Below are 26,781 nucleotides of genomic sequence, written 5' to 3' on the forward strand. Positions count from 1 at the left end.
AACCCGCGCCTCCAAACCACCGGACCCCAGCCACACCCCAGCCACCGCGACACCCCACACGCGCACTCGCCGCACGGCTGTCTGCCGCCGCAGGACGCGGTGGCTCACCACTTACCCCGCCCGTGTCAGAGGATTGCCCGCTGCGCCAACGCACAGCAAGACGACCGACATGAGGGAGCTGCACTTGTGTGCTGCGGGACCATCCAATACGAGGACACCGGCGGCGACGTCCTACGGTCGTGCTCCTGCGCGAATGGACGATGGGGGCCTCACTGTGGCACAGGCCGATCACCGACCTGTCCGCCGGCACAGGTGTGTGGCACCGACGCTGCCGTTCGGCGCGCATCGTCGCCCGATGTCCGCCGACGCCGACCTGTCGTGGTCAGAGGTGGCACCCTCGACCTCCACGAGGTCACGCTCGTCGGCAATGACACCGGCAAAGCACTCGTCCAACTCCTCCCTCACAGAGGCCTTGTCGAAATCGCAGACAGCTACGCCCTCATCCCCCTGGACCAGACAACAGAACTCGTACACCTCATCAGAGAGTTCACCCACGTCTCCGACGCCGCCCGGACACACCCCGCAGATCTCGGTGATCGGTCCAGGTGAAACGCCATCCGAGAGTGCGGTGACCGCGTGAGACGTGCTGGGGGACGCCGCTGGTCCCGATCGCGGGCGATTTCACGTGTCTCGGGGTGCCGTCGACCCGCCACCGAGGCCTGTGAGTCGCTCGGCTTCGGTGGCGGGCCGACGGTCGCGCCTTCGCGTCGGTTACGGGAACTGCGTGACCTTGGAGGGAACCGTGTCGGTGCCGGACGTAGGCGCGCCGGTGTCGTTGACGACGTGGGCGTACTGGCCCTTGCCGCCCAGCGAGATCACCAGCAGGTCATGCATCTTGATACCGGTTCTGACGGGCACCTGGAAGCCGTGGTGCTGCACGATGGAGGGGTCTGAGGTGTAGTTGCAGTAGCTGCCCAGCCCCCATGCCTCGTGTTGCGTCACCGAGTCGGCGACCTTGTAGGCCGCGTAGCCGACGATGCCGTCATGGGAAATGGCGGCGGCGTTCGGGGCGTCGTAGGCCTTCTCGTTCTGGAAGAAGATGGTGCGGCCCCGTTCGCCGCTCCACAGCACGTCGTACTTGTTGAAGTGCTCCACGAACAGCCCGGTGGCCAGGACGTCGTCGCCGTTGACCTTCAGGCCGTAGTCGGCGCGGTTGGTGTCCCAGCCGACGCCGTCGCCGTGGTCGGCGCGCCAGAGCCAGGTGTGGTCGATGACGACGTCGTCGCTGTTGACGACGACGGAGTTGGTCGCGAGCCCCGGGCCCGCCCCGCCGATCCGGACGAAGACATCCTGCATGGTGGTGGGATCGGCCGAGTGGTCGGCGGAGGCGCCGGGCTCACCGATCCGCAGCAGTGTGTCGGAGTTGGCGCGACCGGCGTCGATGAGGAAACCGGCGAGCCGTACGCCGTCGACGTCGGCCACGTGCATGGCGCCGACGCCGTTGTCCGGCACGAGCGTGGCCAGGCCCAATCCGAGCACCACCGTGTCGGGCCGCCTCACGTCGATGGTCTGGTCGAGGTGGTAGACCCCGGGGGTGAACAGCAGGTTGAGGCCCTGGGCCAGCGCCTGGTTGATGGTGGCGGCGGTGGCGCCCGGCTTGACGACGTAGAACTGGTCCAGCGGGAGCGAGGTGCCGGCGTTCGCCGGCCAGGACACCCCGCGCGCGTTGGTGCGCTTGGCGGGCACGAACACCTTGTAGGTGCTGCCGTCGAGGTAGAGGAACGGCTTCTCGCGGGAGACGGGCGTCGTGTCGAGAGTGGTGTACGGGCCTGAGTCGAAGTTGGTCGCCGGCGCGCCCTGCACACCGGTGAACGTCATGTTCCACACGCCGTTGGTCCAGCCGCCGACGGAACTGTCGCGGGTGTACCACTGCTGCTGGGAGTACGGGCCGACGGTGCCGTCGATCCTGGAGTCGGCGATGTAGCCGCCAGAGGCCCAACCGTAGCCGTTGGGCGCCAGGTTGAGGCCGCCCTGAATGTGCATGCGGCGGAAGGGCGCGGCCTGCGCAACGGCCCAGCGGTCGGTGCCGTTGGACGGCCTGATGGCGAGGTTCTCCGCCGAACGCCAGAAGTTCTGGGTGGCGTTGCCGTTGAACCAACCCGCGTCGACGGTGACGTCACCGTTGATCTGGGTGTCGTCGGGGTTCAGCCCGAGGCCTGAGATCGAGGTGTAGAAGCCGAGTTGGGCGTTGATGCCGTTGTAGGTGCCCGGCTTGAGCAGGAACTGGTAGCGCCCTGAGCCGAACTGCGCCGACTCCTGCTGGGCGAAGACCTGGTCGAACTTCTGCTGAAGGTTGGGGGTGGACGGGTCCACGACGATCACGTTCGGGCCGAGGTCACCCCCGCCCTGGACCGGGCCGCTGCCGCCGCCCGTGGTACCGAAGACCTGGAACTCCCAGAGGGAGTAGCCCCATTGGGTGGCGCGGTGGATGCCCAGGAGCCGTACGTAGCGGCCTTGACCGGAGACGTCGAGGGTGTCGTTTCCGCCGTCGCCACCCATGACCGAGCGCAGATCGGTCCACGTGCTGCCGTCGCGCGAGGACTGGACCTTGTAGTCCTTGCCGTAGGCGGTCTCCCAGTTGATGACGACTTGGCTGATGGAGGCGGTGGCTCCGAGGTCGACCTGCAACCACTGGTCGTCGGTGAACGCCGAGGACCAGCGGGTGGCGGTGTTGCCGTCCACGGCTGCGCTCGCGGGAGTGCCGGGGTTCTCGGTGGTGGAGGATGTCGCCGCCCTGCCCTGGGACAGGTTTGTGTCGGCGCTCGCGGCCGCGGCCGCCGGGAGTTGGGCGAGGGGCAGGGTGATCAGTGCTGCCATGGCGGCAAGCGCGACACCCAGGGATCTGAGTCTCATGAGGATTCCTGCGGGTGCGTCGGGGAAGTGCGGGGAGCGCCGACGGCAGGGGCATGGGGACATGGTGCATTCGCCGCGACGCTTAGTTCACGTCTTGATTTAACTGATGAGTTGTAAGTTTCGGCAAGCCTTCGGAAGTTGAAATCTTTCCGGGTCCCCTCCCGCCGGATCCCTTGACATCTTGATGGCATGCCCTCAACACTCCTCGGCGAGAGAGCGCTCTCGGGCATGGCCCGCAGCGATGCCGCCGGCTCGCTCCCGCATGCCCTGACCCGGGAAAACCCACACCGCACCACACCGCACCCGCCCGAGAGAGCGCTCTCATATCTGCTGTCGCTCCATCCCCCCGCACGCCGCACTGGCTTGAGGAGACACATGCAGAGGATTGTCAGCGCCCCCACCACCAGTCCCCCACCGGGCACCACGCACTCACGCGCCGCGCTCGGCCTGGTCGTCGTCCTGATCGCCGCCTTCTTCACCGCCCTGGCCCCGACGCCCGCGCGCGCCGCGGACCAGCTGCTGTCCCAGGGCAGACCGGCCACTGCCTCATCGACCGAGAACGCGGGCACGCCCGCGAGCGCGGCCGTGGACGGCGACCCCGGCACCCGCTGGTCCTCCGCCTTCTCCGACCCGCAGTGGATACGGGTCGACCTCGGATCCGTCCAGCAGCTCAGCCGCGTCAGCCTCAACTGGGAGGCCGCCTACGCGACCGCCTTCCAGATCCAGACCTCCACCGACGCCAACACCTGGACCACCGTCCACTCGACCACCACCGCCACCGGCGGCACCCAGAACATCACCGTCTCCGCCAGCGGACGCTACGTCCGCCTCTACGGCACCGCACGCGGCACCCCGTACGGCTACTCCCTGTGGGAGTTCCAGGTCTACGGCCCCGGCGGCACCACTCCGCCGGACGACTTCTGGGGCAGCACCACCGGCATACCCCCGGCGAGCAACGCCGTCGAGGTGAAGATCCTCAACCGCACCAACGGCAAGTACCCCGACAGCCAGGTGTACTGGAGCTTCAACGGCCAGACCCACTCCATCGCCGAGCAGCCCTACCTCGACATGCCCGCCAACTCCGCGGGCCGCATGTACTTCTACCTCGGCTCACCCAACAGCCCCTATTACGACTTCATCGAGTTCACCGTCGGCGACAACGTCTTCAACGGCAACACCACCCGGGTCGACGCCTTCGGCCTTAAGCTCGCCATGCGCCTGCACACCAAGGATGGTTACGACGTCGAGGTCGGCGAGAACCGGCAGACCTTCGCCGAGGACCGCGCCACCACCTTCCAGCGCTTCACCGACGCCGTGCCGAGCCAGTTCAAGGTACTGGCCCAGACCCAGGCCCCGTACCGGATCATCGCGCCCGGCAGCGATCCGAGCTTCCGCGCGGGCGGCGCCAACGCCAACTACTTCACCGCGTTCACGCCCAGTCCGTGGGCGTGAACGCGGCCACCTCCGACATCTTCGGCTGCGCCGCCTCCCTGGCGGGCAACCCCGACATGTGCGCCGCCCTCAACCGCCACGTCGCGACTCTGCCGGCCTCCCAGCAGTCCGACCCGGCGCAGTTCTACAAGGCTGCACCGGCGAACTACTACGCCAAGTTCTGGCACGACAACGCCATCAACCACCTCGCCTACGGATTCCCCTACGACGACGTGGCGGGGCAGTCCTCCTTCGTCTCCCACGCCAACCCGCAGTGGCTCCTGGTAGCGGTCGGTTGGTAGACCGGACGCCTGGAAAGCGCTGAACAAGACTGGCGGCCGAGCAGTACCCGTGCAGCTGGGGCCGATCGGGGAGCCCACGTTGCTGCCGCCGGCTGTATCCGCTTCAGAGGGCTGGGCCCCTCTGAAGCGGTCCCCGATTCTCGAATATGACCGGCGCCGACGAAACCACTCGTCCACGGTGGTCTGCGATCGGAGGCAGATGAGCGGTACCGAGCCGCCCCAACCGTCGCGGGAAGTCGCGATCAGCATGCCGAGTCCGGACGCATGGCTGACGATTTCTCCGACCAACTCCCGTGACCGTCATACCGATTGGGAGCGCTCCCAATCACTCGGGCAGGACGACCGTCCATCACCGCACCCCCTGGTGAAGTCATGTGCGCGATCCCCTCCGGCCGGTACGATCGGTGATCTCTTGGGGGGAGGTGGCATGGGCAGGCGACGCCCGGAGACACCGACGCTGGAGGAAGTGGCCGCCCACGCGCGGGTGGGACGAGGCACGGTCTCCCGCGTCATCAACAACGCCACAGGCGTGAAGGAGTCGACCCGTCGGGCCGTTCAGCGGGCCATCGACGAACTCGGTTACGTGCCCAATCTCGCGGCCCGTTACCTGGCGGGACGGCGGGCCGACGCCGTCGCGCTGGTCATGACGGAGCCGGACTGGCGGCAGTTCGCGGAACCCTTCTTCTCCGAGATCGTCACCTCGCTCGGGGACGCCCTGACCGACACCGGAATGCAACTGCTACTGACTCTGGTCCGCTCCGACGCCGAACGGCAGCGCTTCCTCGAGTACGCGCGCGGCGGCCGGGTCGACGGCGTCCTGCTGATGTCCGTGCACGCCGGCGATCCGCTGCCGGACATGCTCGCCGAGGCCCGGCTGCCGACCGTGCTGCTGGGACGCCGCTCGGGCGACGAATACGTCAGTTACGTCGACATGGACAACGTCGGCGGAGCCCGCAGCGCCGTCTCCCACCTTGTCCAGCGGGGCCGCACGGTCATAGCCACCATCACGGGGCCGCTCGACCTGCACGCCGCCCAGTGCCGGCTGCGCGGCTACGAAGAGGCTCTGACGCTGGCGGGCCTCAAGGTCGAGCGGACCCGTGTCGTGGAGAGCGACTTCACGGCGGAGAGCGGACGCCGTGCCATGACCGAACTCCTCGAACGGCACCCGGACATCGACGGCGTCCTCGCCGCGTCGGACACCACAGCCGCGGGGGCGCTGGAGGCCCTGCGCGCGGCCGGACGCCGGGTGCCCGAGGACGTTGCCGTGATCGGTTTCGACGACTTTCCGCTGGCCCAGCGGACCGAACCACAGCTCACGACGGTACGGCAGCCGATCGAGGAAGTCGGCAGGGCCATGATCCGCCTGCTCCTGGAAGAGATGGAGGAGGGCGCCGTGGCCTGGCGTCATGTCATCCTCCGTACGGAGCTGGTGGTCCGCGAGTCCACCTGAGGTCTGCCCGCCCAACCGCCGGAAAAGGCCCCGGATCCGCGTGCCGCGTGCCGCGTCTCGGCACCCCCGCCTGACCTGCGCCTCCCAAATCCGCCCAACCTGTTCCTGTCGACACTCTTGTCATGACCCTGAGCCATCTCTACAGTCCTGCCGAAACAGGATTGGGAGCGCTCCCATCCATCAGGTCCCGGGAACCCTTTCCCGTCACCACTCCCCCACCCCTGAAGAGGATCCGCATGCGTCCCTCACCGCACCATGCCCGCCGCGCGCGTGGCCTGCTCGGCGCGCTGCTCACCTCGCTCGTCTCGCTCGCCGCACTGCTGACCACCGCCCCCGTCGCGCAGGCCGACACCACGATCTGCGAGACCTTCGGTACGACGACCATCCAGGGTCGCTACGTCGTCCAGAACAACCGCTGGGGCACCAGCGCGACCCAGTGCATCACCGCGACCGACTCGGGATTCAGGATCGCCCAGGCCGACGGATCCGTCCCCACGAACGGCGCTCCGAAGTCGTACCCGTCCCTCTACAACGGCTGCCACTACACCAACTGCTCGCCCGGCACCAACCTGCCGGCTCAGCTCAGCACCATCTCCACCGCCCCCTCGAGCATCTCCTTCAACTACGTCAACAACGCCGTGTACGACGCCGCGTACGACATCTGGCTCGATCCCACACCCCGCACCGACGGCGTGAACCGCACCGAGATCATGATCTGGTTCAACAAGGTGGGGTCCATCCAGCCCATCGGCTCCCCCGTCGGCAACACCAACGTGGGCGGACGCGACTGGCAGGTGTGGTCCGGCAACAACGGCACGAACGACGTGCTCTCGTTCGTCGCACCGTCAGCGATCACCAGCTGGAACTTCGACGTCATGGACTTCGCCCGGCAGGCCGTCTCCCGCGGACTCGCGCAGAACAGCTGGTACCTGACGAGCGTTCAGGCCGGTTTCGAGCCCTGGCAGAACGGCGCCGGCCTCGCCGTGACCTCGTTCTCCTCCACCGTCAACAAGGGCTCCTCCGGCGGGCCGGGCACCCCCGGAGGCTCCACGGCCTGCAAGGTGGCATACGCCACGACCGTCTGGCAGGGCGGCTTCACCGCCGACGTCACCCTCACCAACACCGGCGCCGCTCCCGTCAGCGGCTGGAAGCTCGCGTTCACCCTCCCCTCCGGGCAGCGGATCACCAACGCCTGGAACGCGAACCTCTCCGGATCCTCGGGAGCGGTCACCGCGAGCAACGTGAGCCACAACAGCGAGCTGGCGGCCGGCGGCCAGGCGACCTTCGGGCTCCAGGGCACCTCCAGCGGCACCTTCACCAAGCCCTCCGCCTTCAGCCTGAACGGCACCGCTTGCACCACCGCGTGACACAAGTCCGCTTCCGACGAACCCCGGCCGACGCGCGGCTGGGGTTCCTCGACCTGGTGCGTAGGGGCCGGTCGGCGGCGTCACCCGTCCCGTAGACCGTTCACCTACGGGTCGGCGGACCCACCGCGTCACATCGCGATCATCCGTGGACCGGCGGTCAGCGTTGCAGGGTCAGGACGCCCGGCCGCCACGGCAGTTGGTCGTAGGGGCCGCTCGCGTTGGGGGACTTGCCCTGGTAGAGGAACTGCAGGTTGCAGGGGTCGATGGTCTTGGTCTGGTCGGGGTTGTTGCGGACCAGGTCACCGTGGCTGATGTCGTTGGTCCAGCCGGCACCGCTGTTGGCCTTGCCCGCGAAGGGGTTGGACTCGGTGGCGGCCTGCGGGGTCCACGAACCGTTCAGGCTGGAGGCCGTGAACGAGCGGAAGAAGCGCTGCTCATTCGCACCCCGAGCCTCGACGATCATCAGGTACTGGTTCTGGCCCTGGACCTTGTAGACCTCCGGTGCTTCGAACAGGTTCTTCACCGTGTCGCTCATGACCGTCGTGTACGACGAGCCGAAGTTTCCCGGGAAGTTTCCGATCGGCATGCTCGCCCGGTAGATCTTGCCGTTGTCGCCGGCGAAGAACAGGTACATGTTCTGGCCGTCGGCGATCAGGGTCTGGTCGATCGGGGCGGCGTCGGGGATGCTGCCGGTGAACAACGGCTGCGGCGCGGACCAGCCGTTGGGGTTGGTGGGGTCGCTCGACGTTCGGTAGATGAAGGGCCACTGACCCCACTGGTACGCCAGCACCCAGATGTTCTTGGGCGCGAAGTAGAACAGCGTGGGCGCCACCGCGGACTGGCTCATGCCGGTCTGGCCTGCCGACGCCATGTCGGACCAGTTCGTGAAGGGAGCGAACCGCATCGAGCCGTACGACGATCCCGACACATTCGACGCGTAGACCAGATGCTTGCCGTTGTACACGACGTTGGTGAAGTCCTTCAGTGCGACCCAACCGTTCGCGGGCTGCGCCAACGCACCCGTCGACGTCCACCGGTATGACGACGGCAGGGAGCATGTGCCACCGCCCGGCGGGGTCGGCGTCCCGGACAGGCCGGTCCACTTCTGGTTGCTGCCGCCGTTGCACGTCCAGATCTCCACCGCCGTGCCGTTGGCCGTGCCGGAGCCGGTGACGTCCAGGCACAGTCCGGACTCCACGCCGACGATCGTGCCGTCGGAGTTCACTCGCCACTGCTGGTTCGCTCCCCCGCTGCAGGTCCAGATCTGCACCCGGGTACCGGCCGCGGTGGCGTGGCCCGGAACATCAAGGCACTTGTTGCCGTACACGGTCAGTTGATTGCTGTCCGTCGATGTCCACTGCTGGTTGGTCCCGCCCGAGCAGTCCCAGATCTGCAGGTACGTGCCGTCGGTCTGGCTGGAGTTCGGCACATCGAGACACCGGCCGGCGGCGACACCGCGCAAGGCGCCGCTGGTGGCCGCCTGTGCCGGGTTGGCGACGAGCATCGCCGCCAACGCCACCAGGGCCGCAATCGCAGCGGCGAGCACCACGGACACGCGTCCGCGGTCGAAACTACGTCTGCGCATGGGGACCTCGTTGTCCTTGAGTGAGTGGTTCCGGCTGCCCAGGTCGCAGGCCGGCCGGACTGTCGGCGTGGTGCGGTTCATGGCGGTGCGCGGTCCGCGGTGCGCGGTCCGCGGTGCGCGGTGCGCGGTCCGCGGTGCGCGGTGCGCGGTCCGCGGTGCGCGGTGCCTGATCACGGGAACGGCTGCGGTGAGCGAGCGCACGTCGACTCAAGCGATATTGACAAGGTCATGACATACGCATCGTGCGACTTGACCCTTGAGGCTCAAGCGTTGCGGCAGACGTGACCGGAGAGGACTTGCTGGACATGCGCCACTCTCATGTTCGACGCATCGAACATGAGTCGAATCCTCGACAATCAGGATGATAGGGAGCCGCAGGACGGCGTCAATACCTCTCGCATGATTCGTCAGTCATCCCGAAACATTCGCCGGAATCGCGGAGCCCACCGGAACCTGCCAAGGGACGAGACCGGGTGCTGGGCATCCAGCGCGCTCGGCCGAGCTGCCGTCCGGATCGATGACCGCTGCCCGCTGCCCGCTGCCCGCTGCCCGCTGCGCCAGGGAAACGCCGTACTCATGCGGCGAGGAAGCCGCCCAGACGTCGACGCCCCGGCACACCGCCGCCCGGATCCCGAAGGGCCCGGGCGGCGGTGTGCTGTCAGGTCAGGGTGCCAGCTGCCAGCGCGCGATGTATCCGACGTCGATGGAAGCCCGGTCCTGCACCCGCAGCTTCCAGGTGCCGTTGAGCGGTTGTGCGGAGGCGTCGACCGTGAAGGTCTGGTCGACGTTGTCGGCGGAGCCGCCGCTGCGGTTGAGCAGGGAGTAGACGGTGCCGTTGGGGCCGACGAGGTCGACGGTCAGGTCACCGCGGTAGGTGTGGACGATGTTGACGTAAACCGTGGTGGTCGCGGAGGCATTGCCGTCACGGCCGGTGATCGTCACCGGGGATTCCACGGCGGCCCCGTTGTCGGGGATGTCCACGCGGGAGGCGTTCGCGTAGACATAGGAGATCTGCCAGCTGAAGGTGTCCGAGGCGCCGGCCCCGGTGCTGTCGGTCACCTTGACGGTGACGTCACCGGTGCCGAGTGCGGTCGGGGTTCCGCTGATCAGACCGCTCGGGCTGATGGCCAGGCCGTCGGGCAGGCCGATGGCCTCGTAGGTCAGCGCGGCTCCGGTGTTGGTGGTGTAGGCGTCCAGCTGAAGGCTGACCGCCTGGTTGACGCCACTGGTCTGGTCGGCGATGGGGGCGAGATTGACGCCGAGGGCGATGCGGCTGCCGACGTTGATCGCGGCCCAGGCGTCGGCGACGGCCAGGTAGGTCGGGCTGTAGGCGCCGAACAGATCGGCGGCGGCGGACAGGGTGGCGGTGCGGGCGCCCGCGTAGTTGGTCGTCGACGTCATGTACGTCGTCAGCGCCCGGTACCAGACCGCGGCGGCGTTCTCGATGCCGATGCCGGTGACGGGCCGGCCGTCGTACGTCGGGCTGTCGTAGGAGACACCGTTGACCGTCTTGGCGCCGCTGCCCTCGGAGAGCAGGTAGAAGAAGTGGTTCGCGGGACCGGAGGAGTAGTGGACGTCGATGCTGCCCAGGGAGGAGCTCCAACTGTCGCGCGAGGCGCCGTCCTTGGAGGGCTTGTCCATGTAACGCAGCGGGGTGCCGTCTCCGTTGATGTCGATCTTCTCGCCGACGAGGTAGTCGCCGGGGTCGGCCGAAAGGTTCTCGTGGAACTCGACGGCGGCGGCGAAGATGTCGGAGGTCGCCTCGTTCAGACCGCCGGACTCACCCGAGTAGAGCAGGCCCGCGGTGGCGGCGGTGACTCCGTGGCTCATCTCGTGGGCGGCCACGTCGAGCGCTGTGAGCGGGTGGGTGTCGCCCGAGCCGTCGCCGTAGGTCATGCAGAAGCAGGAGTCCTGCCAGAACGCGTTGACGTAGTTGTTGCCGTAGTGGGCGCGGCTGTAGGCGGCGACACCGTCGTTGCGGATGCCGTTGCGGCCGAAAGCCTCCTTGTAGAAGTCCCAGGTGGCCGCGGCACCGAAGGCCACGTCCACGCCGGCCGTCTGACGGTCGGACGGCCGGCCGTCGCCCCAGACATCGTTGTCGTCCGTGAACAGGGTGCCGGTCCCCGAGGTGCCCTGGTTCAGGTCGTACGTCTTGTGCCCGGCGCGGTCGGGGTCGACGAGCTGGTACGCCGATCCGGACGGGGTGGTGCCGAGCGGGACCGTGCCGGCGTACTGGCCGGTGCCCTCGCCGGTGTGCACCTTCTCGGCAGTCAGGAGTTCCTTGCCGGTGGCGGCATCGGTGACGACCTGGAGTTCGCTGGGCGTGCCGTCCCTCTGGACGCCCTTGACGAGGTTCTCCCATGCCAGGACGGGCTTGCCGGTTGCCGCCCAGACGACCAGGCGGGAGCCGTTGTCCGCCTCGGCACCCTCGACCCGGTCTCTCTTCGAGGCTGCGAGGGCCTGGGCGGTCGCGCGGGCGGCCGTGATCCTCGGGCTGAGCGAGGGCACCGAGAGCCGTGCCGCGTTCGCCTTGGTGACGGTCGTACGGCCGCTGCTGTCGTGGACGACGAGGTCACCGCCCAGGACGGGCAGGCCGGCGAAGGTGCGCTCGAAGCGGGTGTGCGTGGTGCCGTCGGCATCGGCGATGACGTCCTTGACGACGAGCTTCTCCTCGGCACCGAGGCCGATCCGCCGCGCCGTACCGGCCGCCGCGGACTGGGCGCTCTTGACCAAGGCGGTGCGGCGGGCGGGGGTCAGGGAGGTCTGGGCCGCACCGGCCCGGGGGCTCGCAGTGATCTTCACGCGTCCCGGGTCCGCAGGAGCCGCGCCGGCCAGGGCGGGGGTGACCACAACGAGCAGGGAGCCAATTGCGGTGAGGGCAAGGGCACTTGAGCGTCTGCGTCGCACGAGCGCGCGGTGAGTCAGGGACAACGGGTTCTCCTTCGGTACGAGGGCCGGCCCGTGGTGGGGGCCGTGGACGAGGCGGATCGGCGGGGTACGCCGGTCCGGAGCGCTGCACGGCATGCGGGTGGAAGGAGGTGGGGGGTGGCGGAAAGGCGGCTGGTCTCGCGCGCTGAACCTGTGAAGGAACTGTGATTTCCCGGAGAAGAGTGGCACTGCGTGCGCAATATTGTCATGTATGCATCAAGGTATCGGCTTGAATTGACCATTCCAGCCCGGGCAAATCCCCCACGCGAACGCCGGTTTTCGGCCGTCGAGCGAGCAACAGTTGCCGGCGTCAATCTCGTCGCCGAGCCGGGTAGCGAGTGACTGGGGAAGCTCTGGTTTCGGCGACGCCGTGGTCGACTCACCGGCCGTGCGCGCACGTAGAGCACCTGGGAACATCCACTCGGTGGCACCCAGCCCCCGTTCGGCCAAGACAGGGTCGTAGTCCCTGTTGACACCCCTTCCGATGGGAACCCGGGGGCCATGAGCAAGACCGCACTGATCGTCATCGACATGATCAACACGTACGACCACCAGGACGCGGAACTGCTGCTCCCCTCGGTCCGCGAAGTGGTCCCGGTCCTCGCCGACCTGCTCAAGACAGCACGGTCCACGGACGTCACGGTGATCTACGTCAACGACAACTTCGGTGAGTGGCGCTCTCATCACGGTGAGCTGCTCCAGCAGGCACTCGCCGGGCCGCACGCCGATCTGGTGGAACCGGTGAAACCGGACCGTTCGTCGCTGTTCGTGCTCAAAGCACGCCACTCGGTGTTCTTCGAGACCCCACTGTCCTACCTGCTGCGCCAGCAGGACATCGAGCGGTTGGTGCTGTGTGGCCAGGTGACGGAGCAGTGTGTGTTCTATTCCGCCCTCGACGCCCACATCCGCCACTTCGAGGTCGTCGTCCCGCGCGACGCGGTCGCCCACATCCACTCCGATCTCGCGGACGCGGCCCTGCGCATGATGGAGCGCAACATGGGAGCGCGGGTGTGTCACAGCAGTGAGCTGTGGGACTGAGCCGCGTACCGATGTCTTTCGGGACGGGGCGTCGGCTGCTCCCGGCTGGTGGGAGCGCATCGGTCATGGCCGCGGCTGGTGCCGTTCGCGTAACCGAGAACGCGGGCTCGGTGACCGGCGGAGCGGAGCGCACGCGGAAGCGGTGATCGGGCAGGCCCTACTCGGCTTCCTGGCCCGTTACGCACCTGGGTCGGCCGGCCACCCTGCGCGGCCGACCCGACCGCCCATCTGAGGACGCACCGTGCCCGCATCCCGACGGGTCAGCGTTCGCAGCGGCGGATGCCCTCAAGCAGAAGCGCGACGTGCCTGCACCAGTCGCCGACGCCGGTCATGTTCGCCATGGCGCCACGGGCGACGAGGAGGCAGTCCTCGGCATGGAAGTCCCGGCTCATGAGGTTCGGATCATGCCCTGTGGGAGACGGACCTGGTCTTCATCCGATGCCGCATCCCTCTGACTTGTGGACTGCTCCCAGCGGACACGTCGGCTCGTCGCGTGCTACGTCGAGGTGGGCAGGTGCGGGGAGCGGAGCACGAGCAGGGTGATCTCGCTGGGGGCGAAGACGCGGAACGGTGGGCCCCAGAAACCGGTGCCGCGGCTGGTGTAGAGGAGCGTGCGGGGGCCGTGGTTGCTGAGGCCGGCGAGCGCCGGCTGATCGATGCGGACGAGGTGATGGAAGGGCCAGATCTGGCCGCCGTGAGTGTGTCCGGAGAGTTGGAGGTCGATGCCGGCGGCTGCTGCCCGGTCGATGAACTTGGGCTGGTGTGCCAGGAGCAGGACGGGCAGGTCGGGGTCAGCGCCGTTCAGGGCCCCCGCGAGGTGGGCGCGGTGGCCCGCCAGGCCGGAGGACTCGGCGGTGACGTCGTCCACGCCGGCAACCACGAGGGTGTGGCCGCCGCGTTCGAGCAGCAGATGGCGGTTGCGCAGCGGCTCCCAGCCCAGCTCGTCCATCAGGTCGACCCAGCCCTGGGCTTCGCTGTAGTACTCGTGGTTGCCGGTCACATACACACGGGCCCGGGTGGCCCGCACGGTTGCCAGTGGGGCGGCCTGGGCGCGGCGGCGTTCGGCCGTGCCGTCCGCGATGTCGCCGGTGTGGCAGACCAGATCGGCCTCCAGGGTGTTCACCGTCTCGCACACCCGTGCCGACCAGCGGGCGCGATCAAGTGGGCCGTAGTGGGTGTCGGTGATGAGGACGACCCGGAGGCCGTCCAACCCGGCACCCAGCCGCGGGAGTTGCACGTCGAGCCAGCGTACGCGTGGCACACGGCGGGCCTCGGCGTAGCCCCAGGCGAGCAGCACGGCTGTGACACCGAGGACGGCCCAAGTGACGATGCGCGCCCGGTCCTGGCTCTCGCCGACGCCGGCCAGGGTCAGGGCGAGCCGCAAGAAGACGCCGAGCAGAACGGACCACGTGAACAGGATCCAGCTCGTGCCCAGCAGGGTGTCACCGACGATCGCCGCCCGGTCCTGCTGACGCCTTCCGTGGCCGCGCACCATCGCGAGCGGCATAGCGACGAGGCCCAGGACGAACAGCGCGGTGCCGCTCAGCGTGACGGGCAGCGGCCAGTGCTGGCCGGTGTACAGGAGCACCCCGCAGGGCACCGTCCACAGAAGGACGGGGGCGATCAAGGGGAGATAGCGCATCAGGCGGTGCAGTCGGTTCTGCCGGGCAGCTCGCTCTGCGCTGTCGGCGGGTCGGGTGTCGCTGGTGTCGGTCACGCTTGCCCCCTCTTACCAGGCTGCCGTCTCCGCACTGTATCCGGTCGCCCTCGGCCCGGCCGGGCCGAGGCTCATGGCCGCGGCCCCGGGCGATCAAGCCAACCCGCCGAGCACTGGATCCACTTAGAACTCCTAACGGGATGAGTGCTCAAGCGGCCTCCCATCCATGCGCAACCAACTGGTTGCGTACATGCTTCCGGATGTGCAACCTTTGGGTAGCGCATCCGGATGAGATGAGGTTGCAATGATCCCCAACACGATCGAACGCGCCATCCTGATCAATGCCTCCAGGGAACGAGTCTGGTCCGTGCTGAGTGAGCCCGCTTTCCTCGGCCGCTGGTTCGGCAATGGAGAGCCGGTCAAGATCGACCTGCGCCCCGGCGGTCTCCTGGTCTTCGACCACGGCATCCACGGCGTCATTCCCGCCCGTATCCAGACGGTCGAGCCGCCGCGCGTTCTGTCCTGGCGGTGGTCCCAAGGCGCCGCCGGCGAGGAGCCGGACGACTCCAACGCCACTCTGGTCGAGTTCACCCTGACCGAAGACGACCCCACGGGAGGCACCCGGCTCACCATGGTCGAGAGCGGCTTCGCGCACCTTGGGCTGCCTGCCGACGAGGCCAGTGACCGGCGTCGCGCCAACAGCCAGAACTGGCCCGGCAAGCTCGACCAATTCCGCGCGGACTGCGAACAGACCACGGCATGACCCGCACCACCGAGGGCGAACAGGCCCCCGAGGACGTCCTGGTGGCCCTGGCCGACCCGATACGCCGAGAGGTCCTGGCCGTCCTTGCCCGCGATGGCGGCGCGACCTCGACATCTCTCGCGGCAAGCCTCCCCATCACCCGCCAGGCGGTGGCCAAACACCTGGCAGTCCTTGACCGCGCCGGACTGGTACGTGCCCACCGGGCCGGACGCGAGGTCCGCTACGAAGCCGACCTGCAACCACTGAGGCGGACAACACGGTGGATGGACACCCTCGCCGCCCAGTGGGAACACCGCCTCCAAGCAATCAAGGATCTGGCGGAAGGGGCCACTGGGCCCTGAACCCCCACCTCAAAGGCCCGTCACAGTGCGCAGTCTTCTTCAGCAGATGAGTGCGCATTCGAGGATGAGGAAGGCTTCGTGGATGTCGTCGCGTATCTCCCAGCGGATCCGCAGGCGGCGGAACCAGTACAGGTGGGCGAACGCGCGCTCTACGACCCGGCGTTGGGTGCCCAGTCCGGAGCCGTGCTCGGTGCCGCGGCGGGCGATCAGCGGCTTCACGCCCAGTCCCCAGACCAGGCGGCGGTACTTGTCGTGGTCATAGCCGCGGTCGCCCAGCACCACGTCCGGGCGCCGCCGGGGCCGGCCGCGTTTGCCCCGCACGGACGGCACGGCCTGGAGGAGCGGGATCAGCTGGGTGACTTCGTTGCGGTTGCCGCCGGTCAGGGTGGCGGCCAGCGGGATGCCGGCGGCATCGGTGATCAAGTGATGCTTACTGCCTGTCCTGCCCCGATCGACAGGGCTTCGTCCCGCCTTGGGGCCCCCTTTAATGCCCGGATGTGTGAGCCGTCGACCGCCGCCCGGGAGAAATCCAGGACGTTCGCGCTGCGGAGCTTGGCGAGGAGAACTTCGTGCAGCCGGGGCCACACTCCGGCCCCGGTCCACTCGGCCAGGCGCCGCCAACAGGTCATGCCCGAGCCGAAGCCGAGTTCCTGCAGCAGGTGTTTCCAAGCGATCCCGGTATGCAGAACGAACAAGATTCCCTGGAACACCAGCCGGTCCGGATGCCGCTTGCGTCCCGGATGTCGAGTCCGACGCTCCACCTTGGGCAACAGCGGCTCGATCACCGCCCACAGCTCGTCGTCGACTGCCCACGGCTTCGGCCGAGCCACCCCGCACCCCCAGATCACCAGTTTCGGAGTGATCCAACCACCTCGAAGATCATTTCGTTAGGAGTTCTTACGCACCAGGAACCCGATGGAGTCGACCTTCGCCACCGTCCGTCTGCGGATCAAGGTCCCGTCGGCCAGCCGGGTCGTGGCCACGCCGACAACGCGCGTCCTGGAGGGCACCCTGCGCCGCGTCCGCGAGATCACGTCCGCGTAGTTCGGATCTGGAGCGGATCCTCGCCGACCACGCGGGGGCGGGCCAGGGCGGCCTCCCCTCCGTCGCGATCCCGTCGGGGTGCTGCCCCGGTCCGTCTCGCTGAGCCGAAGCTCAGGAGTTGTCACCACCAGGACCGGCTGAAGTGGTGAATGGGGACGGTCGAAGCAGCCTGGTTGTCACCAACGAGGCATTCGACTTGTCACAGGTGCATGTTCGGCAGCCTTTCTGTCACCAGTGCCGGGGCGATGCGGGCGGTGGTTGCACCCACACGACTCCTGTCGGGCAAGGTCATCCGCCAAGCGTGACCGGGCCGAGGCCGGACGGCATATGGTGCACGGCCACCGCCACGGCCTCGTGCGCTGTGGCGAACAGGCCAAGGTCCGAGGTGATGAACCCTGTCCCCACCCCGTACATGCCGTCGCTGCCCGCGGTCAGGCACGGTCCGACGACGGTCAGGCGCGGGCGGGTGGTGGTCGAGAAGCGCAACGCCCAGTGGCTCGTGAACGGGTAGAGGGCACGAAGCGCCGGCTCGGCGTGCGCCGCCTCGATCAGGGCTTGGTACGTCTCCTGCCAGACGTAGTCCAGCCCGCTCGCCTCCACGCGCATGCTCTGCCACTCGGATTCCACCAGCCGCGCGGAATCGAGGTCGGGCACCTCGAACCGGCCAGTCAGGTGCACGAAGGGTGCCGCCTGGCGAATGCCGTTCAGCGCCGCACCGTCGTGCCAGGCCCGGGCGGCCCTGGCGACCTCCGCCAGGTCGTCCGTCCTGCCATCAATGAGGGACAGGCTCTGGAACGGTTCCGTGCCGCGGATCGACCACCGCCGCTCATGCGACCATGCGCTGATCTGCAGCGGCTCGCGGTGCGCCAGCAAGCTTGTGACGGTCGCATGAAGCAGCGGATCAAAGTCCGAGGACGTGACGGGAACACCGGCGAGGCAGCCTTCCGCCTCGGCCCGGAGCGCTGCGGCGAGGCTGCCGCAGGCCGCGACATCGGGGTACAGGGCAGCGGGATCAGGAGGGGTGGGCACGGCTCCTGATTGTGCCCGAGCCGCTGATTCCCGGGATGGGCGGCCCCAACGACCTGCAGCCTCGCCGGTGACAACAAGCTGCCTATGTGACAACTACCGTGCTTCGACTCACTCGCCCAGCGCTATCCGCTCGCGGTCGGCAACGTGAACGGCGCCCCCGTCCAACGGCGCTACCAGGCCAACCGCCTCGCGCTCCTGCAGGCCCGTGCCGTCGAGCGCACCCGCATGCACCACAAGCGGCTCACGCCGGCCGGTCAGCAGGAGGCGGGCCGACGCGCAGCTCAGTACTGGTCGACGTGGCGCTCGGAGTCAGGTCGGGCACTGCGCGAGATCTCGGAGCGGGTCCGGTCCTTCTTCCCCTCCAGGACGCTCAGAGCACTCAGGGACGCGGGAGCCGTGCTCACCGACGCCGGTTGGGGCGGGGGTCAGTCTCGCGCAGAAGGACCACCCGGGGCGCCGGCAATGCGGCCGCCGTCCTGGCCCTGGTCTGCAAGCTCGTCGAGCCCGCCCAGCAGCGGTGGCGTGCCCCGCCTTGTCGCCCTGGTCCGCACCGGAGCCCGTTCGAGCGCGGCCGTCTCGTCGAAAAACGCTCCGAAAGCCACGCGGCCTCTACGGCCGCAGCTGATTCACCGGGCATGACTCCTGCCCTCACTCCTCGGCAGCTGGGCAGGCGCGTCGAGCCGATGAGTTTGCCCATCGTCCGCAGTCTTCCTTGTGACATGCACGCCCCGTCGGCGGATCAGGAAACGCCGGATGCCGGTGTCATGCAGGAGAGAGGGAGGCCAGGATGAACAACCCCATCCGGCTGTACATGTCGATGTCGCTCGACGGCTATATCGCCGGCCCGGACGACCGTCCGGGGCAGGAGCTCGGACGTGACGGTGGACGGCTCTTCAACTGGCTCGACGACCGGGAGTCCGACGGTCCGAGCGGCCAGGTCTACCGCGAAGCGCTGGCGACCGGCGCGGTGATCTCCGGCCGTCGGACCTTCGAACTCGCCGGACGCTGGCAAGGCGACCACCACGACGGCGTGCCGATCTTCGTACTCACCCACCAGGTGGATGACGGGGACGTGCCACCCGGCCACGCGCGTTTCGTCACCGATGTCGAGGACTGCGCCCGTCAGGCTCGCGCGGCCGCAGGGAACCGGCCGGTCATGGTCCACGGGGCGGGGGCGGCCCAGGCACTTCTGCGAGCCGGGCAGGTGGACGAGATGGAGATCCATCTGGTCCCGGTCCTCCTCGGGGACGGCCGGCGGCTGTTCGACCACCTGGGTGGTGATCACATCGAACTCGACCTCGTCCGACGGCTCGAGGACCGGGACGTGACGCATCTCCGCTACCGGGTGCGTCGCCCCGAGGAGGCCGCGTGAAGACGCTCTTCGTCTCCTACCGCGTCACCGACCTGGACCGCTCGCTCGGTTTCTACACCGCCCTGGGCTACGCCGAACTGGGCAGGGTCGAGAGCGGCGACGGGGCTCGCCTCGTGATCCTCAAGTTCCCCGACGAACCGGCGGCCTCGCTCGAACTGGTCCACCGCCCCGGTGACGGACCAGTCGACGTGGGCAGCGGTTTCGACCACCTCGCGATCCAGGTGGAGACGCTTGCCACCACCCTGGAGACGCTGGCCGAAGCCGGCCTGAGGCCCGGACCCCTCCAGTTTCCGGGCGGCCCCCACGGCCCGAAGACGTCGTGGCTCACGGACCCGGATGGTTACCGGATCGAGTTGGTGCAGTGGCCGTCCGGACATCCCGACGGCATCACCGCAGCAGACTTCGCCTGAGGCGGCCGCGGTCTGCGGAGGGACGAAGCGCGTCCCGCGATCCCCACCGCCAACTTCCTTTCACATAACAGCCATTGTCCTGACTGAAGGTGTCGTGTTCCATTAATCTCCATGCACCACATCGATCACCCGCTCCCGGGCGGGCGAGCATCCACGGGGGAGATGCGTGTATGAGGACCTGGGATTCGAGAAGCTCCTCGACGACGACGGTTTCTTTGCCCACCTGTTAGGGCGGTCGCCGTCGGGTGCCGAGCGCAAGCCGTTGTACGGCCCCGATCTGCCCGTGGTGCTGCTCACCGGCGGCCCGGGGATGGGCAAGGGGCGACTGCTGCGGGCGGTGCACAACCGGCTCGCCCGCCACGTGCCGGTGATCCGTCTCGACTGCGCCTCACCGGACTACGCGGACCGGGCTCGACCGGAACCCGGTGCCCGCTCCGCGCTGACCGAGGCACTGGTCGAGGCCGCCCTGCTGCTGCACACCTGGCGGGGAACGGGCGGCGCGTTCACCTTCCCGCGATTCTTCGCGGGCCTGGCCGTGATCGCGACCGGCGTCGCGGGCGGCACCGGTGGGACGATCGGGACAGAGGTGGAGCGGTACGAGGAGCTGATCCAGCAGCCGCGCCTTCGCGGTCTGGGGGCGCGTGACTTCTGGCGCGGCGCGCTCCTTGGGGCCGTACGCAAAATGCTGGAGGTCCTGGCCGGACAGACGCTCGGCCCGTACGGGGCCGCCGCGCTCACCGCGCTGCTCGACGCCCTCTTCGAGCGCATCACGCCCCGGGCCGAGGAGGAACTGACCAGGATCTACGGCGAGTATCCCGGCGCGGCCGGCCAGCCCAAGCACGGCCTGCGCAAGCTCGCCGAGGACTTCCGCGCCGGCCCCGAGCGGCGGCAGGACGCGGAGCGCTTCCTGTTCCGGGCACTACGCGAGGATCTGGAGGCGGCGTACGGCAGTCTGGGGGGCTGGCTGGGCCGGGTCGGCCGCCCGGGACTGCTGCTGGACCACGCCGAAGAACCGCTGGGCGAGCGGCTGCTGCGCGCCGTGCTCACCGACCGCCGGGCCGGGCAGCGCGACCGCGTGGTGATCGTGGGCACGGCGCGCCGGGCGGACGGCGGCGACTTCCTGCACGGAGGTCTGCCACCGAGGGAGGTGGCGGCTTTCCTGCCCGCCGACGGGGTGCCGGCCACCTGGTCCCGGCGCAGGGATCCGGAGGGGGACCGGGGCCCGCTGTCCGCGGGGGTGCTCATGCTGCGGATGCCCTTCCTCACCGGCGACCAGCTCCGCAGGGCGACCGAGCGAATACAGCTGGGCGCGGAGCGGGAGGGCGGTACGCATCGCCGCCGTATCAGCGCCGCCGTGGCGCAACTGAGCGGCGGACGGCCGCACATGGTGATCCGGCTGGCCACCGCTGCGGCCGACCACCTGATGGAGACGGACGCCAACGACCGGGCCATCCTGGACGCCAAGCTGCACCACCCTGACGGCGCTCCTGAGCGGCCGGTGACGGACGTACTGCTTCAGGAGCTGATCCTCGACCAGCTGCCGGTGCGGCTTCGGAACGAGCACCATGACCAGTGGCTCGATCTCCTCACCCATCTGTCGGTGGCGCACGACCCGGAGTGCGCGGACGTCCTGCTGCGCCATCACCAGGCGGGCCGCGTCCATCGCCTGACCGCTCATCAGGTCGCGGAACTGCTCAGGGACACCGGATGGCCGAGCTGTGGGCGGCACTTCATCGGGGACTTCGGCCTGCGCCAGCTGCTGGTGCACCGGCTGTACGGGCTGGAGCGCGACGGCGCCGCCTGGTACTCCGACCACCATCTGCTGCGCGACCACTACGCCGCGAGCGAGCCGAGCGGCGGTGCGTTCCACTCGGCGACAACCCACCGGATGAACCACCACCTCGTCTCCGGCGGCGTCGACGACGTGGTCCGCCACCTCGCCGCCACCCTCCCCGCCCGCCCCCGTCGGTGGTGCGAGGAACTGCTGGAGATCGCCCAGGCGCCGTATCCGGGCGGGGCGGACGAGCGCCGCGAGCGTGCCCAGGGCCGGGTACCGGTGGACGGACCGCCGCTGTGCCGCACCGTCGACCAACTGCTGCACGCCGTATGGCTGTGCGAGGAGCGCACCAGGCCTACCGGGGGCGAAATGGCCAGCACGCTGGAGCAGTTGCTGAGGGACCTTTCGAACATGGACTTCGACGGCGCCGGAGAACTCGGCCCGACAGCCACCGAGTGGAGCCAACTGGCCGCGAACGAGCAGCCGTTGCTTCGCTGCGACTGTACCGATCAGCTCGGCCGAGGGAGGTAACAGGGATGCCCAGCTGGAACCTCCCCAGGTGGACCCGACTGCCCAGGTGGGGCAAGATCCTCTACGCGCTGGCGGCCGTGACGGTGCTGGTGGCGGCCGGCGTTTACGGCGTTCCCGCTCTGCAGAAGCCGGACACCTGCCACGACGGCATCGAGAAGGTCGGCGGCGAGTGCGTCGGCGTCGACGGCGCGGGCTACGACTTCGGCACACCGGAGATCAGCGCGGTGGTCCAGGCCATCTCGGTGGAGAACGAGAGAATCGCGAACCAGCCCCACGTCACCGTGGCGATGATGCTGCCCCTCCAGTCGGACACGGCGGCCCTGCGTCGGCAGATGCGCAGCGACCTGCAGGGCGCGTACCTGGGACAGCGACAGGCCAACTCGGGCGAGGGCCAAGTGCCCAAGATCCGGCTGGTGCTGGCCAATCCCGGGCTGAACTACGGCCATCAGGACGACGTCGTGAGCACGCTGCTCGACATGGCCGACTCCGACAAGGACAAGCTGCGGGCCGTCACCGGCTTCAACCTCACTCTCGACGCCACCGAGGAGGCCGTAGCACGTCTGACGGAAAACGGCGTCCCGGTGCTCGCCTCCCGGATCAGCGGAGACGGGATCGCGAACGTGGAGGGAAAGAAGCAACGATTCCCCGGCCTGGCCCGCATCATCCCCACCAACGGCAACGCGGCCGAGGCCCTGGCCAACTTCAACGGCGAGCGGGGCCGGGAGAACGCCAGGACGGTGCTGGTCCACGACACCCGCCCGGATGCCTACGACGAGTCGCTGGCGAGCGCGTTCCGGGGGATCAAGGAGACGGGGCCGGCCGGTCCCGCCGATATGCCGTTCGAATCTCCGGGGATCACTGAGGCCGGCTCGACCGGCAGCCAGTTCGAGCAGATCGCCAACAACATCTGCGGTTCCGCGGCCGACACCGTCTACTTCGCGGGGCGCACGCTGCACCTGCGGATCTTCGCGCTCACGCTCGCCAAGCAGACCTGCGCGAACCGGCACTTCACCCTGGTCAGCGGCTCCGACGCCGCCTCACTGCGACAGGCCATGTCCGAGAAGGACTGGGCGCAGCTGCGCGGCAAGGACGGCGAGGCCAAGGTGACGGTCCAGTACGCCGCCCCCGCGCACCCGGCCGCCTGGGACACCGAACTGACCGCCTGGACCAAGCGGTGGAAGGCGACTCACGACCGCGAGCCCACCGCGAACGAACTCCCCCAGTACCTCACGGAGCCCAAGGCGTCCCTGGACGCCCTCAACGACCTGATCAAGAGCACGAACGCGGCGGGCACGGACCTCGGCTCCACCCCGGACCTGGAGGACTCCCGCACCATGCTCGTCTACGACGGCCTCGTCACCATCGCCACGGCCCTGCACGAGGTACAGGGCAACGACGCCGAGCAGTCCCCCAGCCTCGCGGACGTCCGCCAAGAGTGGTCGAAACTCCAGTCCGTGCACCGGGTAAGGGGCACGAGCGGCCTGATCTGCCTGACCAGCGGCGGCAATGCGTACGACAAGCCGGTCGCGGTGGTCGAACTGAACCCGGGCCAGGGCGTGCGCGGAGCCCTGAAGTTCGTCGGTCTGGGCTGGCCCACCGGCAAGGAACAGCCGAAGAACTGCGTGATCCCGAGCGGCACTTCCTGAGAGAACCGACCTCTCTGCTCGGTCAGGTGCGAGGTCGCGAGGTAGAGGGTGTACCGGCGGCTTGTGGTGCCCGGGCGTGTGACCGGGCGTGGCGAACACGCCCTTCTACTCGTTGTGCAGAACCGTGGCGATGGTGAGCCGCGCTGCCGACCTCGCCGGAATCAGTGCGCCGAGGATGGCGATCGTGACGCCTGCCAGGACCAGGGCGGCCAGCTGCGGCAGGTGCCAGACCTGCTTCATGGATTCCGGGAACGAGATCACTCCGACGTGGTCCACCACCAGCCGGTGCGCGGCGATCCCCAGAGGGATCCCCAGCAGCCCGCCGACCAGGCCCAGCACGGCGACGGAACTCACGGTCATCACCATGACCTGGCGTGGCGTCATCCCGATCGACTTGAGCATGCCCAGGTCGCGGCGCCGCTCGCGAATGTTGAGCAGGACGGTGTTGAAGACGCCGAGTGCGGCGACGACGGTCAGCAGCACGGTGAACACCGACGCGAAGCTGACAACGGTCGTGGTGGCGGTGCTGTCCGAGCGCCGCGGTGCGGAACGGAGGGCCGGACCGGCCGCCTTGACCGCTTTGATGTAGCTCTGGACATCGGCGCCGTGAGCGAGTCGGACCGTGTACTCGGCCGCGTCCGTTGTCGGGTCGAGTCGCGTCAACGTCTGCCAGTTGGAGTCCAGCGCCCGGGCGTTGCCTTCCATGAGCTCACCCACGATGGTGACGGGTGCCTGCCTGCCGTTGAGCTGGATGGTGATCTGGTCTCCCACTGACAACCCGTACTGATTGAGGAACGCCGGCCCCGCCACGGCCTCCCCCGCACCGGTCGGCCAGTGCCCCTTGACGATCTCGGAGGCGAGGTCCTGGCTGTCCCCGCGGTAGAAGTTGGCGAACACGGTTTGCGTGGACCGGGCGAGGCTCACCTTGGTGAGCGCGCGGGCGGTCACCTGGTCCGCGCCCGGCAGGGAGCGCAGCCGTGCTTCGATCTGTCGATCGTTCAGCTTCGGAGCGGTCCCACCCTTCGTGGGTGAGCCCGCCTGTACGTCGATGCGGACAGCCCCGTCGCCCTTGCCCGCGTTCCCGTAGGCGACCATGGTGCTGGTCAGGCCGGTCGTCAGGGTCACGGTGGTGACTCCGAGGACGATGGCAGCCATGGTCAGCAGGGAGCGGCCCGGCCGGGCGAACGGCTGGCCGAGTCCCAGGCTCACAGCCCGAGGCAGCCGGGTCCCACTGAGTCGGCGCTGGATGCGTAGCCCGCGTCCCGTCCGCGGTGCGCTGCCCGCCGTGATCGCCTGGGCTGCCGAAAGCCGGTGGGCGCGCACGGCGGGGATCAGGGCAGCCAGGACGACGAGGGCGGGGATGCCCACCAGGCAGAGGACGGACGGCCACCAACTGATGGCGATGGAGGCGCTGCCGGTTTCGACGCCGGAGAAAGCCACCCACAGGATGGGGCCGACTACCGCGTTGCCGATCAGTGTGCCCAGGGCGCAGCCGATGACCGCGGGGACGAAGACCATCGTCAGGTAGACCGCCACCACCTGGTTCGGGGTGAAGCCCAGTGACTTGAGCACGCCGATGTGCCGGTATCCGGAGACGACCGCCCCGCTGACGACGTTCCCGACGATCAGGATCGAGACCAGGAGGCCTAGGACGCCGAAGAGGGTCATGAACGGCAGGTACGCATCGACCTGTGCGGAGAAGGTCCGTTTGAGGGTGAGGTAGGACTGCGCGGTCGTCAGCGAGCCGGCGGGCAGTTCGGCGGTGGCTGTGGTGAGGTCGGTACGGAGCTGCCCTTCCGTCGAGGCGTCTGTGAAGCGATACAGCATTTGGGCGGCGGCCGGGTGCAGCGCGGCCATCTGCTCGGGTGAGACCCAGGCTCCGGCGGACTTGCTCATGCTGGTGGCGAAGCCGACGACGGTGAGGGTCGGGGCTCCGCGAGCTTTGAGCTGGGTGCCGAGCCGGCCCGGGCCTGGCGTACCGGCGACGGGCCAGTTGACGACGATTTCACCGGGAGCTGTGGCCCAGCGGCCTTCCAGGAGATGGATCCGGTCCACCGGACCGTCCGGCTCGGCCCGGCCGACTACGGTGAGGGAACCGGCCGACATCCACAGCCAGTCCTTGGGCATCTCGAGAACGGCTTGCCCGAAAGGCCCGGAGGCGGCCGCGACACCGGGGCGGCGGGCCGTCTGCGCCAGCTCCGCGCTCGATGCCTTGGCCAGGTCGAACGACGCCACCGTGTGGGCGCCGCGCTGCTGGGCGAAGGCTTTGTCGAAGGGGGCCGAGGCCGCGGTGAGCAGTCCCAGCCCGAGCAGGATGGTCGTGGTGGAACACAGGACGACGAGCCCGATGACGAACGTCTGAAGCCTGCGGCGTTTCACGGCTGCCCGCGAGGCCCTCCACACGGCGCTCACGCGGTCGGCTCCAGGGTGCTCTCGCGGGCCACTCTGCCATCGGCGACCTCGATCAGGCGGCTGGCGCAGCGGGTGGCGAGGTGCGGGTCGTGCGTGACGATCAGCAGGGTCTGCCCGATCTGGTTGAGGTCGATCAGCAGATCCATGACCTGCTCGCCCGAGCGGCTGTCCAGCGCGCCGGTCGGCTCGTCGGCCAGGAGCAGGGCCGGGCGGTTCATCAACGCCCGGGCCACCGCCACTCGTTGACGCTCGCCTCCGCTCAGTGCGGCCGGGTAGGCGTTCTTGCGGTCGGCGATGCCCAGTTCTTCGAAGAGTTCCAGCGCGCGGCGGCGGGCCTGCCGGGCGGACGTGCCGGTCAGCTGGGAGGCCAGCGCGACGTTGTCCAGGGCCGGCAGGTCGTCGATCAGGTTGAAGAACTGGAAGATCATTCCGATGTGCCGCCGCCGGAACAGCGCCAGCCCTGTCTCGTTCATCTTCCCCAGGTCCTGACCGTGGACCTGCACGGTGCCCGATGTCTGGCGGTCCAGGCCGGCGACCATGTTGAGCAGCGTGGACTTGCCGCACCCGGAGGGCCCCATCACCGCGACCGCGTCCCCGGCACGGATCTCCAAGCTGACGCCGTCCAGTGCCTTCGCGTCGCCGTACTCCTTGTGCACGTCCTCCAGCCGGACGACGACCTGTCGGGGACTGTCGTGATCAGTTGTCATGGCACGAACTTAGATGCGGCGGGACAGGCACGGCGTCCCTCCCCGGATGTAACCGGCCCTGCAGGTCATCCTGGGGAT

General features: G+C 68.7%; 21 protein-coding genes and 1 pseudogene. 11 read left to right on the forward strand and 11 right to left on the reverse strand.

Features of this window, described 5'->3' with window-relative positions; genetic code table 11:
• Window positions 1-288 precede the first annotated feature (288 nt).
• Window positions 289-555, reverse strand: coding sequence for a hypothetical protein (locus ABZT02_RS40835; RefSeq protein ID WP_356027319.1), 267 nt, complete (start codon window positions 553-555; stop codon window positions 289-291).
• Between the two features lie 216 nt (window positions 556-771).
• Window positions 772-2,913 (reverse strand): discoidin domain-containing protein, encoded by a 2,142-nt coding sequence (locus tag ABZT02_RS40840; protein WP_356027321.1) that lies wholly within the window; start codon window positions 2,911-2,913, stop codon window positions 772-774.
• A gap of 375 nt (window positions 2,914-3,288) precedes the next feature.
• On the opposite strand from ABZT02_RS40840, the pseudogene ABZT02_RS40845 reads away from it, so the two are divergent.
• From ABZT02_RS40845 to ABZT02_RS40855, 3 genes and pseudogenes are all read left to right on the forward strand, one after another.
• Window positions 3,289-4,646 (forward strand): annotated as a pseudogene (locus tag ABZT02_RS40845) (beta-1,3-glucanase family protein).
• A gap of 427 nt (window positions 4,647-5,073) precedes the next feature.
• A complete protein-coding gene (locus ABZT02_RS40850; protein ID WP_356027323.1) occupies window positions 5,074-6,096 on the forward strand; it encodes a LacI family DNA-binding transcriptional regulator in 1,023 nt (340 codons plus the stop codon).
• A gap of 236 nt (window positions 6,097-6,332) precedes the next feature.
• Window positions 6,333-7,463 carry a cellulose binding domain-containing protein gene (locus ABZT02_RS40855; RefSeq protein ID WP_356027326.1) on the forward strand — a complete coding sequence of 377 codons (1,131 nt, stop codon included), beginning with the start codon at window positions 6,333-6,335 and terminating at the stop codon, window positions 7,461-7,463.
• A 157-nt stretch (window positions 7,464-7,620) separates the two neighbouring features.
• On the opposite strand, the gene ABZT02_RS40860 is transcribed toward ABZT02_RS40855, so the two are convergent.
• Together ABZT02_RS40860 and ABZT02_RS40865 are read right to left on the reverse strand one after the other, a co-directional pair.
• A complete protein-coding gene (locus ABZT02_RS40860; RefSeq protein WP_356027328.1) occupies window positions 7,621-9,048 on the reverse strand; it encodes a non-reducing end alpha-L-arabinofuranosidase family hydrolase in 1,428 nt (475 codons plus the stop codon).
• Between the two features lie 663 nt (window positions 9,049-9,711).
• Window positions 9,712-11,979, reverse strand: coding sequence for a M4 family metallopeptidase (locus ABZT02_RS40865; protein ID WP_356027331.1), 2,268 nt, complete (start codon window positions 11,977-11,979; stop codon window positions 9,712-9,714).
• A gap of 498 nt (window positions 11,980-12,477) precedes the next feature.
• Between ABZT02_RS40865 and ABZT02_RS40870 the strand changes: the two genes are divergently transcribed.
• Window positions 12,478-13,014, forward strand: a complete 537-nt coding sequence (locus ABZT02_RS40870) for an isochorismatase family cysteine hydrolase (RefSeq protein ID WP_356027333.1) — start codon at window positions 12,478-12,480, stop codon at window positions 13,012-13,014.
• Window positions 13,015-13,274: 260 nt separating this feature from the next.
• Here ABZT02_RS40870 and ABZT02_RS40875 read toward each other — a convergent pair whose 3' ends face one another.
• Together ABZT02_RS40875 and ABZT02_RS40880 are read right to left on the reverse strand one after the other, a co-directional pair.
• Window positions 13,275-13,406, reverse strand: coding sequence for a hypothetical protein (locus ABZT02_RS40875; RefSeq protein ID WP_356027334.1), 132 nt, complete (start codon window positions 13,404-13,406; stop codon window positions 13,275-13,277).
• 104 nt (window positions 13,407-13,510) lie between these two features.
• The gene (locus tag ABZT02_RS40880) at window positions 13,511-14,731 is read right to left on the reverse strand and encodes a metallophosphoesterase (protein WP_356027336.1); all 1,221 of its coding nucleotides are present in this window, start codon (window positions 14,729-14,731) and stop codon (window positions 13,511-13,513) included.
• 244 nt (window positions 14,732-14,975) lie between these two features.
• Here ABZT02_RS40880 and ABZT02_RS40885 point away from each other — a divergent pair, with 244 nt between their 5' ends.
• A complete protein-coding gene (locus tag ABZT02_RS40885; RefSeq protein WP_356027339.1) occupies window positions 14,976-15,434 on the forward strand; it encodes an SRPBCC domain-containing protein in 459 nt (152 codons plus the stop codon).
• Window positions 15,431-15,775, forward strand: a complete 345-nt coding sequence (locus ABZT02_RS40890; RefSeq protein ID WP_356027341.1) for a metalloregulator ArsR/SmtB family transcription factor — start codon at window positions 15,431-15,433, stop codon at window positions 15,773-15,775. The genes ABZT02_RS40885 and ABZT02_RS40890 overlap by 4 nt, the downstream gene beginning before the upstream one ends.
• Before the next feature lie 39 nt (window positions 15,776-15,814).
• On the opposite strand, the gene ABZT02_RS40895 is transcribed toward ABZT02_RS40890, so the two are convergent.
• Window positions 15,815-16,605 (reverse strand): IS5 family transposase gene (locus ABZT02_RS40895; protein ID WP_356027342.1). Its coding sequence is split into 2 segments (ribosomal slippage): window positions 15,815-16,260 and window positions 16,260-16,605, totalling 792 coding nucleotides; the frame shifts between segments, so codons are not numbered across the junction.
• Window positions 16,606-16,690: 85 nt separating this feature from the next.
• On the opposite strand from ABZT02_RS40895, the gene ABZT02_RS40900 reads away from it, so the two are divergent.
• Window positions 16,691-16,819 (forward strand): hypothetical protein, encoded by a 129-nt coding sequence (locus ABZT02_RS40900; RefSeq protein ID WP_356027344.1) that lies wholly within the window; start codon window positions 16,691-16,693, stop codon window positions 16,817-16,819.
• Between the two features lie 288 nt (window positions 16,820-17,107).
• On the opposite strand, the gene ABZT02_RS40905 is transcribed toward ABZT02_RS40900, so the two are convergent.
• On the reverse strand, window positions 17,108-17,848 hold the full coding sequence (locus tag ABZT02_RS40905; RefSeq protein WP_356027345.1) for a DUF6193 family natural product biosynthesis protein: 741 nt from the start codon (window positions 17,846-17,848) through the stop codon (window positions 17,108-17,110).
• Window positions 17,849-18,129: 281 nt separating this feature from the next.
• The gene (locus ABZT02_RS40910) at window positions 18,130-18,252 is read right to left on the reverse strand and encodes a hypothetical protein (RefSeq protein WP_356027347.1); all 123 of its coding nucleotides are present in this window, start codon (window positions 18,250-18,252) and stop codon (window positions 18,130-18,132) included.
• Window positions 18,253-18,635: 383 nt separating this feature from the next.
• Between ABZT02_RS40910 and ABZT02_RS40915 the strand changes: the two genes are divergently transcribed.
• From ABZT02_RS40915 to ABZT02_RS40930, 4 genes are all read left to right on the forward strand, one after another.
• Window positions 18,636-19,220: a dihydrofolate reductase family protein gene (locus ABZT02_RS40915; RefSeq protein WP_356027349.1), complete on the forward strand. Its 585-nt coding sequence runs from the start codon at window positions 18,636-18,638 to the stop codon at window positions 19,218-19,220.
• Window positions 19,217-19,630 carry a VOC family protein gene (locus ABZT02_RS40920; protein WP_356027352.1) on the forward strand — a complete coding sequence of 138 codons (414 nt, stop codon included), beginning with the start codon at window positions 19,217-19,219 and terminating at the stop codon, window positions 19,628-19,630. The genes ABZT02_RS40915 and ABZT02_RS40920 overlap by 4 nt, the downstream gene beginning before the upstream one ends.
• Before the next feature lie 166 nt (window positions 19,631-19,796).
• Complete coding sequence (locus ABZT02_RS40925; RefSeq protein ID WP_356027355.1) at window positions 19,797-21,938, forward strand: hypothetical protein; 2,142 nt, start codon at window positions 19,797-19,799, stop codon at window positions 21,936-21,938.
• Window positions 21,939-21,943: 5 nt separating this feature from the next.
• Window positions 21,944-23,584, forward strand: coding sequence for an amino acid ABC transporter substrate-binding protein (locus ABZT02_RS40930; protein WP_356027357.1), 1,641 nt, complete (start codon window positions 21,944-21,946; stop codon window positions 23,582-23,584).
• Window positions 23,585-23,689: 105 nt separating this feature from the next.
• Here ABZT02_RS40930 and ABZT02_RS40935 read toward each other — a convergent pair whose 3' ends face one another.
• Window positions 23,690-25,996, reverse strand: coding sequence for an FtsX-like permease family protein (locus tag ABZT02_RS40935; RefSeq protein ID WP_356027360.1), 2,307 nt, complete (start codon window positions 25,994-25,996; stop codon window positions 23,690-23,692).
• Window positions 25,993-26,703 carry an ABC transporter ATP-binding protein gene (locus tag ABZT02_RS40940; protein ID WP_356027362.1) on the reverse strand — a complete coding sequence of 237 codons (711 nt, stop codon included), beginning with the start codon at window positions 26,701-26,703 and terminating at the stop codon, window positions 25,993-25,995. The genes ABZT02_RS40935 and ABZT02_RS40940 overlap by 4 nt, the downstream gene beginning before the upstream one ends.
• Between the last annotated feature and the right edge of the window lie 78 nt (window positions 26,704-26,781).

It is taken from the genome of Streptomyces sp. NPDC005402 (assembly GCF_040606575.1).
Classification (GTDB): domain Bacteria; phylum Actinomycetota; class Actinomycetes; order Streptomycetales; family Streptomycetaceae; genus Streptomyces.